This is a genomic window from Delftia acidovorans SPH-1 (genome assembly GCF_000018665.1).
Taxonomy (GTDB): domain Bacteria; phylum Pseudomonadota; class Gammaproteobacteria; order Burkholderiales; family Burkholderiaceae_C; genus Comamonas; species Comamonas acidovorans.
In genome coordinates this window covers 6,400,667-6,414,279 of sequence record NC_010002.1, presented here as the reverse complement: position 1 = coordinate 6,414,279, position 13,613 = coordinate 6,400,667, and the positions used below count along the sequence as shown (strand labels likewise).

The window sequence follows — 13,613 nt, the reverse complement described above, 5'->3', positions numbered from 1 at the left end:
CCATTTCCATGGATTTTCTTGTTGTGTCGATGATTGTCCGTGCTTCGGGCTTCACACCACCAGGCAGCCCTGCCGGTCCGACAGGCCGATGGTGGCCTGCATGCCCGCCGTGAACTGCAGGTAGTCGGCTTCCATGCCGTCCGAGAAGATGACGCCATGGTCGGGCATGCGCGAGCGCAGGGTCAGCGGCTGGCCGGCCGTGACCTGGCCGTAGACCAGCTCGGCCGTGGAAGAGCGGCTGGGAAAGGGCTCGCGCACGGCGAAGTCCAGGCGTGGCGCATCCCAGGCGAAGGGCTGGTAGTCGAAGTCGGTGGATGCGCCGCGCACGGCGCGGGCAATGCCCATCGATCCCGTGACGATGCTCTTGATCCATGCAGACGAGCCCAGCCCCGTGGCGACGATGAGGCCGGAGGACGACTGGGATTCGTGCCGGTCACCCAGCGCGATGTCGTACAGGGCCGAGGTGTGGCTGCGCGGGCCGATGAACAGGTCGTTGGCGGCGCGCAGCACCTGGCCGTCGCTCAGGCGTGCCTCGGCCAGGGTGACGGCGCGCGTGGGGCGGCGGTTGGCGGCCACGTCGCCCAGCAGGGCGGCCAGGTCGGCGGGGGCGAAGGGCAGCAGCAGGCCGTCCCAGCGCGCGGGCTCGGGGTTGACGCCGATGAGCGGCTGGCCGTCCAGGTATTTCATGGTGTTGGCCACCATGCCGTCCTGGCCCAGTGCCACGACGATGTCGTCGGCGCCGAAGACGAAGTTGGGCACCAGGGCGCGGTCCACGATCTGGTAGCGGCCGCGCGCCTCCAGCGCCTGCACCACGGCCTGCAGGGCGGTGGCGTAGGCGGCGCTTTCGCGCAGGTAGTCGCCGAAGTCTGCACCCAGGTGCTCGATGTAGAAGCGCGCCTGGGACAGCGTGTGGTACCTGGCCACCAGCTCATCGAGCCGCGTGCGCCGCACCACCAGCACGGTCTTGCGTTCATTGGCGTTCACGGCGGCTCCTTGCGGGTTCGGGATCGGCCACGGCAGCTGCATGGCCTGCACCGGCGCCCATGAGCGACTGCAGCAGCTCGGGCGAGACGTTGAGCTGGCCGATGCGCTCGGCCTTCTCGGCAATGCCGCCAAAGGCCTGGGCGATGAGCTGGCCCGGCTGCATGCCCACGGCGGCCAGCGATTGCACGATGCGCGGGTCGGCCTTTTCCAGGGCCTGCATGACGGCGCCCACGCGGTAAGCCTCGGCCTCGGCCAGGGTGCGGCTGTTGGCGGCCTGGCCTTCGACGAAGTCGCGGCGGCTGGTCTCCAGCGCCACGTCGGCGGACATCTGTTCGGCGCGCAGCTCGTTTTCCTTGCGCATCTGGGCGGCCTTGGCTTCCAGTTGGGCCTCGCGGATCTGGCGCTTTTTCTTTTCCACGGCCACATCGGTATCGAGCTCGTTCTGGCGGATGGCGCGCTCGTTTTCCACGGCAGCCATGCGGCGGGCATAGACGGCGTCGTCCGCGGCCTTGAGGTTGGACTCGCGCGCCTCGGCCTCGAGGGCGCGGGCGATGTCGGGCGTGGGTTTGACGGCCATGACCGAGACGCCCAGGATCTCCAGCCCCAGCGCCTCGATCTCGGGCTGGGCGGCCAGCTCCTGCTGGGCCGTGCGCGCAATGAGTGCCGAGGAGCGCAGCGCCTGCTTGAGCTCCAGCGCCTGCACGGCCTGCTGGATGATGACCTCGGCCTGCATGGTCACGCGGTCGCCCAGGCGCTGCGGGTCTTCGGACAGGTATTTCTGGCCGTCGCGCGCCAGGGAGAAGTCCATCAGCGTGGCGGTCTGGCGCGGTGTGCTGATGCGGTAGGTGACCTGGCCCTGCACGGTGACGCTCTGGAAGTCGGCCGTCACCAGCTCCAGCATGAAGTGGCAGTCCTGGCTGCCCACGGGCACCGCGACCAGGGTGGTGGTGGGCGCGTAGTAGAAGAAGGACTGGCCCGCACCCTCGCGTACCACCTTGCCGGCGCGGAACTGCATGAGGTGGACCGTGGGTTGGGACTTGATGAAACGGATGCCGAACATGGTGCTTCTCCTTTTAAGTTGTTCTGTACAACTCGTATGGGTTGCATAGTGCAACTTAAAATCCGGTACGTCAAGCACAATCCATCCTATGGCTGAAAAAAATTCCCCATCCCCGCAGGGCGCGCTGGACTTCCCGCGCCCGTTCACCACGGTGGACGTGGTCATCTTCACGGTGGCCGACGATGCCCTGCAGGTGCTGCTGGTGCAGCGCCCCACGGCGGGCAGCGAGCCGTTTCCGGGACTGTGGGCGCTGCCCGGCGGCTTTGTGGATGTGCGCCAGGACGCGGACCTGCTGGCCTGCGCGCGGCGCAAGCTGCTGGACAAGACGGGTGTGGACAGCCCCTACCTGGAGCAACTGGGAAGCTGGGGCGGCGCGGCGCGCGACCCGCGTGGCTGGTCGGCCACGCATGTGTATTTCGCGCTGATCCCGGGGCACGACCTGATCCTGGCCAAGGGCGCGAATGCGGCCGATGTGTCGTGGTTTGCCGTCGATGAACTGCTGCGCGAGCCTGCGCTGGCCTTCGACCACGGCGAGATCCTGCGCGCAGCGGTGGAGCGGCTGCGGGGCAAGGTGGAATACACCTCGCTGCCGGCCTTTCTGCTGCCCGAGCCCTTCACGCTGCCGCAGCTGCAGCAGGCCTACGAGGTGGTGCTGGGCCGCCCCGTGGACAAGAGCGGTTTTCGCACGCGCATGATGGCGGCTGGCTTTCTGGTGGAGGCCGGCCAGGTGGAGGGCACGTCACGCCGCCCGGCCATGGGCTACCGCCTGGCCGACCGCAGCGCGCCCGTGGTGTTTCCGCGCACCTTCAGCCCGCGGGGGTGAGGGCGGCCTTCGATCAGGGCCAGGATCAGGATCAGGCGCCCAGCAGGCTGCAAAAGCGCTGCATGTCCACGTTGCCGCCGCTGAGGATGATGCCCACGCGCCGTCCGCGCAGCTCTTCGCTTTTCTGGCGCGCGGCGGCAAGGCCCAGGCAGCCGGTGGGCTCGACCACGAGCTTCATGCGCGTGGCCAGGAAGCCCATGGCGTCGACCAGCTCGGCATCGCTGGCGGTGAGGATGTCAGTCACGTCGCGCTGGATGATGGGGAAGGTGATGCCGCCCAGGTGCTGGGTCTGGGCGCCATCGGCAATGGTCTTGGGCGTTTCGATGTGGACGATGCGGCCCGCGCGCAGCGACTGCTGGCCGTCGTTGCCGGCCTCGGGCTCCACGCCGTAGAGCGCGCAGTCGGGGCTGAGCGCGCGCGTGGACAGGGCCGTGCCCGACAGCAGGCCGCCGCCGCCCAGCGGCACGAAGAGGGCGTCCAGCGGGCCGGTTTCCTCGAACAGTTCCTTGGCGGCCGTGCCCTGGCCGGCCAGCACGTCGGCATGGTCGTAGGGCGGGATCAGGGTCAGGCCGTGGCGCTCGGCCAGGTCGCGGCCGATCTGCTCGCGGTCTTCGGTATAGCGGTCATAGACCACCACCTGGCCGCCATAGCCCTTGGTGGCCGCCACCTTGGCGGCGGGCGCGTCATGCGGCATGACGATGGTGGCGGGAATCTCCAGCAGCCGGGCTGCCAGGGCGATGGCCTGGGCGTGGTTGCCCGAGGAAAACGCCACCACGCCGGCCTTGCGCTGCGCCGGGCTGAAGCGAGACAGGGCGTTGAAAGCACCGCGGAACTTGAAGGCGCCCATGCGCTGCAGGTTCTCGCACTTGAGAAAGACGCGGGCGCCCAGCGCATCGTCCAGCGTGCGCGAGGTGAGCACGGGCGTGCGGTGGGCATGGCCCTGGATGCGTTGGGCCGCTGCGGCCACGTCGTCATAGGTGGGAAGGCTTGTCATCGGTACGGGAGAGAAGGGGTTGCAGACCGGCGGGGTGCCGGAAGCTATTTGGCGTAGCTGTAGACCGTGGCGCGCGACACGCCCAGGTGGGCGGCAATGGTCTCCATGGAGCGGCGCACATCGAGCAGGCCGGCGCCCTTGAGCTCGCGGACCAGGGCGCGGCGCTCCTCGGGCTTGAGGGCGCGCGGCGTGGTCGCCAGGCGGGCCGCGAACTGGTCGATGCGGGCACGCACCGTGTCGGCGCCTGCGCCGGCGCCCGTGGGGTCCAGCATTTCGCGCGCGGGGGTGTCGCCGCTGACGGCGGCAAAGCGGTTGAGCATGCCCTGGAAGCCCTGGAACATCGTCAGGTCCACATTCATGCACAGGGCGGCGATGTAGCGGCCCTCGGAGTCGCGGATGCCGATGGACGTGCTCTTGGCCTGGCGGCCATCGGCGAACTGGTTGGGATAGTTGGCGATGACCTGCTCGTAGCCGGGGTCGAGGATGCGGGCCAGGCCCAGCTCCGTCGCGCCCTGGCCCACTTCGCGGCCCGACAGGTTGTTGTGGATGGCCAGCACCGCGTGGGAGGGGTCGAGCAGGTCATGCACCACCACCTCGCAGAACGGGGCAAAGGTCTGGCCCAGGCCTTCGGCGATCTGGGCCAGCTGGTCCAGAAGCTGGCGCTGTTCAGGGGTTCGTTGGGTCATATTGGACATTTTGTTTTGAATTGGACAAAATGTCAAAATCCAGCCGACTTCTCTGCGCTTTCCACCATGTTCGACACCCTTGTAGACCTGTTGCAATCCCAGGGCGCGCGTTTTCGCGTGCTGGAACATCCGGCCGAAGGCCGCTCTGACCTGGTCGCCGAAATCCGGGGCACCGCCCCCGGCCAGGGCGCCAAGGCCATGCTTTGCAAGAGCCGCGATGCGGCCGGTGCGGGCGATCCCCAGCTGTTCCTGGCCGTGCTGCCCGGCGACCGCAAGCTGGACTTCAAGCGCCTGGCCCAGGCCGTGGGCGTGCGCAAGGCCACGCTGGCCTCGCCCGAGGAGGCCCAGGCCGCCACGGGCTGCGTGATGGGATCGGTGCCGCCGTTCTCCTTCAACCCGCAGGTGCGCCTGGTGGTGGACCCGGCCCTGGTCGAGCGCTTTGGCGAGATCGCCTTCAACGCGGGCCGGCTGGACCGCTCCATCGTGCTGGACTCGGCCGACTATGTGCGCATTGCCCGGCCCGCGCTGCACAGCCTGAGCGGGGAGGGCGCCGATTGACCATGGATTGACCCTGGCGCGGCGCTGCGCCCACAATCGTCGGCAACGTCCACATCTCCTTGCCTGACCATGTCCACCCCTGCGAAGCAGCACCCTGACCGGCCCGATGCGGCCGGCTTTGTGCGTGCGGCGCTGACTGCTGCCCTGGCCCAGGTGCAGTCGCATCTGGCGGTTTTGGAGGGCGGTGGCAGCGATGCCGAGACCATTCACCAGCTGCGCGTGGCCCTGCGGCGCCTGCGCACCGTGCTGCGCGAATGCGCAGGGCTGGCGCCCGGCATGCGCGCCGAATGGGATGAACCCCTGGCCCAGGCCTTTGCGCAACTGGGCACGCTGCGCGATGCCGATACGCTGGCCGATGTGGTGCGCCCGCTGCTGCAGGCCGCCCATGCGCCCCTGTGCGACTGGCAGGCGCCGCAGGCCGTGCAGGCGGATGCAGCCGCTGCCGTGCGCGAGCCGCCATTCCTTCAGGCGCTGGCCGAGATCCAGGCGCTGGCGCAGGCGCCGCAGGCAGAGCCATCGGCCCGTTTTGCCCGCCTGTCCGCCGCAGGCACGCGCAAGTACCTGGCACGGCGGCTGGCGCGCCTGCACCGCCAGGTGCTGCGCGATGGCCGGCACTTCGACCGCCTGCCGCTGGCGCAGCAGCACCGCGTGCGCAAGCGGCTCAAGCGCCTGCGCTACCTGGCGGACTTTGCGCGGGAATTCGCGCCCGGAATGTGGCCCGGAAAAAAGGGCCGGCGCTTTGCCGAGGCGCTGGTGCCCGCCCAGGACGCGCTGGGCCTGCACAACGACATGGCCGTGGCGGCCGAGCATTTCCATGCCGAGGCCGCGCGCGACCCGCGCGCCTGGTTCGCGGCCGGCTACCTGCAGGCCCGCCTGGCCACCAGCGCGCGCAGCAGCCGCCGCGCGCTGCGGGCGCTGGCCCGGGTGCCGGGCTTCTGGCTCTAGACAGCATCAGCGATAATCCGCCGCTGGCGCACCGCCGCAGCCCCTGGGCCGTGGCGGTGCGCTGTTGCTGAAGGTGCCCCATGCCGTTCACCGGCCAGGGGTTCAACGGGAAGCAGGTGCGCGATGCCATCGAGGTGGCCGCTCGCAATGCCTGCGCTGCCCCCGCAACGGTCAGCGGAATACAACTCCCCACGCGGACGCGCCCCAAACCACGCGCCGCAAGCCACTGTGTCCTTCTCGGGCATGGGAAGGCGGGGATGCCTGCCGCAGCGCGCCCACCCTGCGCGCCGCAGCGTTCCGCAAGCCCGGATACCGGCCTTCTGCATTGCTTTCGGACGCCGCGGGAGTGCGCCTGTCCGGTCCGGCCCCAGCCTGCGCTGCCGTGGCCGGCTCCGGCGTGCGCGCTGTGCGGCGTGGTTCAGACGATAGGCCCCGCGGGTGAGTGGGGCAGTTGGGTCAACGCATGCGCTTCGCTTCTTCGGCCGCCGATTCCTCCGGCCTTCTCTCTGTTCTCCCTCTTGTCTCCAGCCTGCGGCCCGCAGCGGCCGCCGTCCTGCTGGCCAGCTGCGCTGCAGCGGCCGGCGCCGCGCAGGAGCCGGCTTCGGGCCGCTCCGCGGACTCCGCCGACGATGCGCTGGATGCCGTCTTCGTGACCGCCACCGCGCGGCCCGAGGCGCGCAGCCGCATCGCGGGCACCACGCAGACCATCGACCGCGAGGCCATAGAGCGCTCCAGCGCGCGCTCGGTCACCGACCTGCTGGCCGAGAACGCCGTGGGCTTTCTCAGCGAATGGACGGCGGCCCAGACCTCGATGAACCTGCGCGGCGCCTCCACCGACGGCCAGGGGCGTGACTTCCGCAGCCAGGTGCTGGTGCTGGTCAACGGCCGGCGCGCGGGCACGGCCAACCTGTCCAAGCTCAGCCCCTCGGATGTGGAGCGCATCGAGATCGTGCGCGGCCCGTCCTCGGTGATCTACGGCAGCCAGGCCATGGGCGGGGTGGTCAACATCATCATGAAGACGGGGGCGACGGCGCCCGGCACGCGCGCCCAGGTCCAGGCCGGTTCATGGGACCTGTGGCGCACCGATGCGCAGACGGCCGGCGCCAATGACCGCTTCGACTGGTACTTCGGCGTGAGCGCAGGCGGGCGCGGCGACTACGAGTCGGGCGACGGCGGCACGCGCATGGAGAACACGGGCTGGAAGCGGCGCGGCGCCAGCGGCGCCCTGGGCTGGCAGCTGCACGAGCTGCACCGCGTGGAGCTGCAGCTGCGCACGGACGGCATCTACAACGCGGGCTTTCGCGGATCGGGCGCCAACATCTACAGCCGAGACAACCGCAGCAACCGCTCGCTGGACCTGACCTACGAGGGCGCGCTGCCCGGCCAGCGCCTGAGCTGGACGACCCACCTCTACAGCCTGGTCGATACCGATGAGTTCAACTGGGCATCGCCCGTGATCCGCTCGGGCAACAGCGCCGTGCCCGGCACGGCGCGCGACTACAACCACCGCCAGCTGGACGCCACGGGCCTGCGCTTTCAGCCGCGCCTGCGTGTCAGCCAGACCAATGACCTGCTGATGGGCTTTGACTGGGAGCGCAGCAAGCTGCGCTCCGACCGCCTGCGCGTGGCCATGCCGGGCGGCCCGGCGGGCCAGGTCGCGCCCTACGATAACAACCAGACCGAGCAGGTGCACGCGCTGTACTTCGAGGACGCGCAGACCCTGTTCGACGACCGCCTGACCCTGCGTGCCGGCCTGCGCAAGACCTGGGGCACGACGCGTTTCGACGAGACGCCCAACCTGGCCCTGGCCCAGGCCAGCACGCGCGACTACGACAACCACACCTGGTCGGCCGGCGCCACCTGGAAGGCCACGGACCGGCTCACGCTGCGCGCTGCGGCCTCCACGGGGTTCCGCGCGCCCACGGCCACGGAGCTGGCCTCGGACTTCACGGCCGTCGGCGGTGGCCGCACCTTCGGCAACCCCAACCTCAAGCCCGAGACCAGCCGCCAGATCGAGGTCGGCGCCGCGCTGCAGCAGCCCGGCTGGCGCGTGGATGCGGCCCTGTTCCAGAACACCATCAGCGACCGCATCATCACCGTCTCGCGCGGGGCGACGACCAACACCTCGGACTACGCCAACAACGCGGCCGACATCGTGGCGCGCGGCCTGGAAATGCAGGCCGACATGGACCTGGCGCGGGCGCTGAACCTGACGGGCCACCAGCTCAAGGCCTGGGCTGGCGGCTACTACCACTTCAGCATGCGGGACAAGGGATCGCCAGCCTCGGCCAACACCGACAAGGTGCAGCGCATGTACCGCTACGAGGCCTCGGCCGGCGTGCGCTACGGGCGCGGCAGCGGGCGCCTGCAGGGCGACTGGAGCCTGCAGCTGTCCACGCTGCTGCGCGGTCCCATGTGGTACGACACGGAAGAGGCGCTGCTCATCCCGCAGGGCGAGCCCAGCAGCACCTTCATCCACCGCAAGGGCGCCTTCACCATCTGGAACCTGCGTGCCGACTACCGCGTGTCGCGCGGCGTCAAGCTGTTCGCAGCCGTCAACAACCTGTTCGACCTGAACCGCCATCCCATCTTCATCGCACTGGACCGCGCGCCCTGCATCGCCAACCCGGCGTACCAGAACGGCGGCTGCGGAACGTCGATGGCGGGCCGCGAACTCATGGTCGGCCTGCAAGCAGAGTTTTGAGGATCACGGCATGAGGCAATCCAGCACCACGCGCCGCCAGTTGCTGCGCCAGGGCGCGGCGGCGGCCCTGGGCTGCGGCCTGCCCGCGGCCTGGGCCGACACCGTCGCTGCAGGCGGTCCGGTGGTGCTGCAGGATGCGCTGGGCCGGCGCGTGGAGATTGCTGCGCCGCCGCAGCGCATCGTCTCCATCTTTGCCTCCAATACCGAGCTGGTGGCCGCGCTGGGCCTGCTGGACCGCGTGGTGGGCGTGGAGGATTTCACGCGCTTTCCACCGGGCGTGGAGCGCATTCCCAAGGTGGGCGGGCGGCTGGGGTTCTCGGTGGACGCCGTGGTGGCGCGCCAGCCGGACCTGGTCATCGTCACGCCCGCGCGCCAGGCGGCGCACCAGCTGGTCGATCCCATGGAGCGCATCGGCGTGCCGGTGATGGTGCTGCTCAGCCGCTCGCTGGCCGAGGTGATGGACAACCTGCGCCTGGTGGCCCGCGCCACGGGCGTGCAGGCGCGCGGCCAGGCGCTGGCCCTGGCGCAGGAGGCGCGGCTGCTGCGCGTGGACCGGCAGGTGGCCGGCCAGCCCCGGCCGCGCGCCCTCATGGTCACGGGCCGGCTGGGCAACGGCATGCTGCTGGCGGCCCGGCCGGGCACCTATACGGGAGAGGCCATGGTGCGCGCGGGCGCCGCGTTCGCGCTGGACGGCCTGGGCACGGTGCCCCAGGTCTCGCCCGAGGCCGTGCTGGCCGCCGACCCCGATGTGCTGCTGTTCGCGGGCACCCAGGAGGCCATGCAGGACCTGAGCGGCCAGCGCGGCTGGCGCGACCTGCGTGCCGTGCGCGGGGGCCGGGCCACCACGGTGGCGCGTGCCGAGTTCCTGATTCCCGGGCCGCGCACCTTCGGCGGCGTGGAAAAGCTCTCGCGCTGGCTGCACCCTGTGGCCTGGGCCGGGGAGGCCGCATGAATTCCCTTTCACATCCACCTGCGTGGCGCCCCTGGGCCGGTGCGGTCCTGCTGCTGCTGGCCAGCTTGCTGATTGCCGCCTGCGCTGGCCACCAGTGGGCCAGCCCGGCCGACCTGCTGGCCGCGCTGGGCGGCGAAGACAGCCTGCGCAGCCGGCTGCTGCTGCAGTGGCGCGTGCCGCGCGTGCTGGCAGCCGCCCTGGTGGGCGCGCTGCTGGGCCTGTCGGGAGCCATCTTCCAGGGCGTGTTCCGCAATCCGCTGGCCGAGCCCTATCTGCTGGGCGCCTCGGGCGGCGCGGCGCTGGGGGCGACTGTCGCCCTGCTGGTTCCCATGCATCTATTGTTCGGCCTGCCCCAGGCATGGACGCTGCCCGTGCTGGCCTTTGCGGGCGCCTGGGGCTCGACCGTGCTGGTGCTGGCCGTCTCGCGCGTGGCCGGTGCCACCGATGCGGCCGGCATGCTGCTGGCCGGCGTGGCGCTGGCGGCCGTGCTGGGCGCGCTGCGCTCGTTCCTGATGCTGGCGCTGTCCGATGAGACGGTGAGCCTGCAGGTGGTGCTCAGCTGGGTGCTGGGCGGCATACAGACGCCGTCCTGGAGCGGGCTGGGCCTGCTGGCCGGTGCCTCCCTGGCCTGCCTGGCCGGGGCCATGGCGCTGGCGCGCGGGCTGGACCTGCTGGGCCTGGGTGCCGATGCGGCCCAGGGCTTCGGCCTGGATGTGGCGCGCTTCACGCCGCTGGCCGTGCTGGCCGGCTCGCTGGTGGTGGCCGTGGCCGTGGCCTATGGCGGGCTGGTGGCCTTCGTGGGCCTGGCTGCGCCGCACATCGCGCGCTGGATGGCGGGACCGCTGCACCGCGCGGCCCTGCCGGCGTCGGCGCTCACGGGCGCCATCATCGTCACGCTGGCCGACGCGATTGCGCGCAGCGTGCTACCGCCGGCCGAGATCCCGCTGGGCCTGGTCACGGCCGTGGCCGGCGGGCCCTTCTTCATCGTGCTGCTTGCGCGCAGGCTGAGGTCCGCATGAACGATCAAGCCATGGACGACGCCGTGCCACGCCTGCAGGCCCGGTCCCTCACGCTGCGCCATCGTGGCCGCAGTGTGCTGGACGCCGTCTCGCTGCAGCTGCCCGCCTGCGGCGCCGTGGCCCTGGTGGGGCCCAATGGCGCGGGCAAGTCCAGCCTGCTGTCCCTGCTGGCGGGGCTGCAGGCGCCTGCATCCGGCAGCGTGCTGCTGGACGGGCAAGACATTGCAACCCTGCCCGTGGCCGAGCGCGCGCGCCGCGTGGGCTACATGCCCCAGCGCTTTGCGCCGCACTGGGACCTGACGCTGGCCGAGCTCATGCACATGCGGCTGGCGGGCCGGGGTGATGTCGAGGCGGCCATTGCAGGCGCCGGGCTGCAGGATTTCGCGCGCAGGCGCTGGTCCACGCTGTCCGGCGGCGAGCAGGCGCGTGCCCTGCTGGCCACCGTGCTGGCCACCGACCCGCCCGTGCTGCTGGCCGACGAGCCCGGCGCCGCGCTGGACGTGCGCCACCGCCTGGCCCTGGTGCAGGCGCTGGCGCAGCGCGGGCGCGAGCGGCTGGTGCTGGTGGTCATGCATGACCTGGACCTGGCGCTGGCGCACTTCGGGCGCGTCATCGTGCTGGACCAGGGGCGCATTGCGCTCGATGGAGCCCCTGCCGAGCTGCTGCATGCGCCGGGGCTGGATGCCGTGTTCGGCGTGGATTTCGAGCGCATCGACGCACCTCCGCAAACCTTGCTGCGCGCGCGGCTGAAACAGGAGAACTGAACCCATGCGCATCGATCTGGCCGGCTGGACGCGCGACGCCACGCGCGGCGGTCACCGTGAATTCCTGGCACTGTTCGAGCGCGCCGAGCGCCTGGGTTTCGAGGGCGTGTGGTTCAACGAATTCCGCGTGCCCGATACCGCCTGGCCCTATCCCTCGCCCCTGCTGCTGGCCGCCGCCGTGCTGGCGCGCACCGAGCGGCTGCGCGTGGGCACCTCGGTGCTGGTGCTGCCGCTGCACCATCCGCTGATGCTGGCCGAGGAGATTGCCCAGCTGGACCTGCAAAGCGCCGGCCGCATCGACGTGGGCGTTGGCCGGGGCACGGAGCCGGCCGCGCTGCGCGCCCTGCAGATCGATGCGGACAGCACGCGCGAGCGCTTTGCGCAGTCCTGCCGCATCCTGGTGGAGGCGCTGTCGGGCAGGCCCATCGTGGCGGGGCAGGGGCCGTGGAGCTTCGAGGACCGGCCCGCCCTGCCTTCGACCGTGCAGCGTCCGCATCCTCCCTTGTATGTGGCTGGCTCCACGGCAGAGACCCTGGGCTTTGCCGTCGATCAGAATCTGCCCCTGCTGCTGAGCCTGGAGCCGCCCGAAGGCATGCAGCTGGAGCGCCTGGAGGCCGCTGCCCGGGAGCGCGGGCGCGATGCCGCCGCGCTGCGTGCGCGTTCATCGCTGGCGCGCTATGTCTGCATCGGTGCCGATGAGGCCGCCGTGCAGGCCCGGCTGGCCACGCTGTGGCCGCAGCTGTACCAGCGGCGCGTGTACTTCGCGGGCAAGCGCGGCGTGCCGGCCGACCAGGTGCTGCCCATCGATGTGCCGCGCGTGCTGGCCGAGCAATTCATCCATGGCACGCCCGAACAGTGCCATGCGCAGATCACCGCCTTGCGCGAGCGCACGGGCATTGGCCAGCTGCGCTGTGTCTTCAACGCCAACGGCCTGTGGAGCGATGCCCAGGCCCTCGCCGGCATGGAACTGTTTGCGCAGGAGGTTCTGCCTTCATTGCGCAGCGCCGTGCCTTTCGCCACCGTCTGACTTCCTCTTTTTTCTGGAGAACCTTCCATGCAAACCGCCAAGATTCCCGCCACCATCGTCACCGGCTTCCTGGGCAGCGGCAAGACCACGCTGCTGCGCCACATCCTGGACAACGCCGATGGCCGGCGCATCGCGGTCATCGTCAACGAGTTCGGCGAGCTGGGCATCGACGGCGAGATCCTCAAGGGCTGCGGCATCGGCTGCGACGACGAGGGCAACGAGCGCGAAGGCGCGCTGTACGAGCTGGCCAACGGCTGCATGTGCTGCACGGTGCAGGAAGAGTTCTTCCCCGTGATGCGCGCGCTGGCCGAGCGCCGCGACCAGATCGACGCCGTGATCATCGAGACCTCGGGCCTGGCCCTGCCCAAGCCCCTGGTCCAGGCCTTCCAGTGGCCCGAGATCGCCAACGTGTTCACCGTGGACGCGGTGGTCACCGTGGTGGACACGCCAGCGGCCGCCAGCGGCCAGTTCGCCGCCAATCCCCAGGCCGTGGACGAGCTGCGCCGCGCCGACCCCAACCTGGACCACGAATCGCCGCTGCACGAACTCTTCGAGGACCAGCTGGGCGCGGCCGACCTGGTGGTGCTCAACAAGACCGACCTGGCCGATGCCGAGGCCCTGGCGCGCGTGACCGCCCTGGTGCGCGAGGAGCTGCCGCCCGAGGTCAAGATCGTGCAATCGTCCCAGGGCCGCCTGCCGCTGGACGTGGTGCTGGGCCTGGCCAAGGCGGCCGAGACCACCATCGACCAGCGCGTGAGCCACCATGACCACGACGAGGACCATGACCACGACGACTTCGACTCCTACGTGATCGACCTGCCCGCCGTGGACCGCGACCGCCTGCTGGCCGCGCTGGAGACGCTGGTGGAGCAGCACAGCATCCTGCGTGTCAAGGGCTTTGCCGACATCCCGGGCAAGCCCATGCGCTGGCTGCTGCAGGGCGTGGGCCGCCGCTTCGACCACCATTTCGACCGCGCCTGGCGCGAGGGCGAGCAGCGCGGTACGCGCCTGGTGTTCATCGGGCAAGACCTTGACGAAGCAGCGCTGCGCAAGGGCCTGGAGAATGTGGCCGCCTGACCTTCCGATTCCGCACTGAA

13 protein-coding genes and 1 riboswitch are annotated in these 13,613 nt (G+C 70.6%); of the genes, 9 read left to right on the top strand and 4 right to left on the bottom strand.

All coding sequences use genetic code 11. The annotated features are described in order from the left end of the window. Window positions 1-51: 51 nt before the first annotated feature. Window positions 52-984, bottom strand: coding sequence for a diacylglycerol kinase catalytic domain-containing protein (locus DACI_RS29110; RefSeq protein ID WP_012207556.1), 933 nt, complete (start codon window positions 982-984; stop codon window positions 52-54). Further along, complete coding sequence (locus tag DACI_RS29105; RefSeq protein WP_012207555.1) at window positions 971-2,044, bottom strand: SPFH domain-containing protein; 1,074 nt, start codon at window positions 2,042-2,044, stop codon at window positions 971-973. The genes DACI_RS29110 and DACI_RS29105 overlap by 14 nt, the downstream gene beginning before the upstream one ends. An 88-nt stretch (window positions 2,045-2,132) precedes the next feature. On the opposite strand from DACI_RS29105, the gene DACI_RS29100 reads away from it, so the two are divergent. Then, on the top strand, window positions 2,133-2,867 hold the full coding sequence (locus tag DACI_RS29100; protein ID WP_012207554.1) for an NUDIX hydrolase: 735 nt from the start codon (window positions 2,133-2,135) through the stop codon (window positions 2,865-2,867). Between the two features lie 31 nt (window positions 2,868-2,898). Here DACI_RS29100 and DACI_RS29095 read toward each other — a convergent pair whose 3' ends face one another. Next, window positions 2,899-3,861, bottom strand: coding sequence for a threo-3-hydroxy-L-aspartate ammonia-lyase (locus DACI_RS29095; RefSeq protein ID WP_012207553.1), 963 nt, complete (start codon window positions 3,859-3,861; stop codon window positions 2,899-2,901). A 44-nt stretch (window positions 3,862-3,905) separates the two neighbouring features. After that, window positions 3,906-4,547, bottom strand: a complete 642-nt coding sequence (locus DACI_RS29090; RefSeq protein ID WP_013800599.1) for a helix-turn-helix transcriptional regulator — start codon at window positions 4,545-4,547, stop codon at window positions 3,906-3,908. Window positions 4,548-4,613: 66 nt separating this feature from the next. On the opposite strand from DACI_RS29090, the gene DACI_RS29085 reads away from it, so the two are divergent. From DACI_RS29085 to cobW, 8 genes are all read left to right on the top strand, one after another. Further along, the gene (locus tag DACI_RS29085) at window positions 4,614-5,105 is read left to right on the top strand and encodes a YbaK/prolyl-tRNA synthetase associated domain-containing protein (RefSeq protein ID WP_012207551.1); all 492 of its coding nucleotides are present in this window, start codon (window positions 4,614-4,616) and stop codon (window positions 5,103-5,105) included. Window positions 5,106-5,174: 69 nt separating this feature from the next. Beyond that, complete coding sequence (locus tag DACI_RS29080; protein ID WP_012207550.1) at window positions 5,175-6,050, top strand: CHAD domain-containing protein; 876 nt, start codon at window positions 5,175-5,177, stop codon at window positions 6,048-6,050. A gap of 54 nt (window positions 6,051-6,104) precedes the next feature. Further along, a riboswitch (cobalamin riboswitch) is annotated at window positions 6,105-6,385 on the top strand. Window positions 6,386-6,513: 128 nt separating this feature from the next. Further along, a complete protein-coding gene (locus tag DACI_RS29075) occupies window positions 6,514-8,754 on the top strand; it encodes a TonB-dependent receptor (RefSeq protein ID WP_012207549.1) in 2,241 nt (746 codons plus the stop codon). Window positions 8,755-8,764: 10 nt separating this feature from the next. Beyond that, window positions 8,765-9,706, top strand: coding sequence for an ABC transporter substrate-binding protein (locus tag DACI_RS29070; protein ID WP_012207548.1), 942 nt, complete (start codon window positions 8,765-8,767; stop codon window positions 9,704-9,706). Next, window positions 9,703-10,725: a FecCD family ABC transporter permease gene (locus DACI_RS29065; protein WP_012207547.1), complete on the top strand. Its 1,023-nt coding sequence runs from the start codon at window positions 9,703-9,705 to the stop codon at window positions 10,723-10,725. Before DACI_RS29070 ends, DACI_RS29065 begins: the two co-directional genes overlap by 4 nt. Continuing rightward, window positions 10,722-11,489 (top strand): ABC transporter ATP-binding protein, encoded by a 768-nt coding sequence (locus tag DACI_RS29060; protein ID WP_012207546.1) that lies wholly within the window; start codon window positions 10,722-10,724, stop codon window positions 11,487-11,489. Before DACI_RS29065 ends, DACI_RS29060 begins: the two co-directional genes overlap by 4 nt. A gap of 4 nt (window positions 11,490-11,493) precedes the next feature. Further along, complete coding sequence (locus DACI_RS29055) at window positions 11,494-12,516, top strand: LLM class flavin-dependent oxidoreductase (protein WP_012207545.1); 1,023 nt, start codon at window positions 11,494-11,496, stop codon at window positions 12,514-12,516. 27 nt (window positions 12,517-12,543) lie between these two features. Further along, on the top strand, window positions 12,544-13,593 hold the full coding sequence (cobW, locus tag DACI_RS29050; RefSeq protein WP_012207544.1) for a cobalamin biosynthesis protein CobW: 1,050 nt from the start codon (window positions 12,544-12,546) through the stop codon (window positions 13,591-13,593). Window positions 13,594-13,613: the final 20 nt, after the last annotated feature.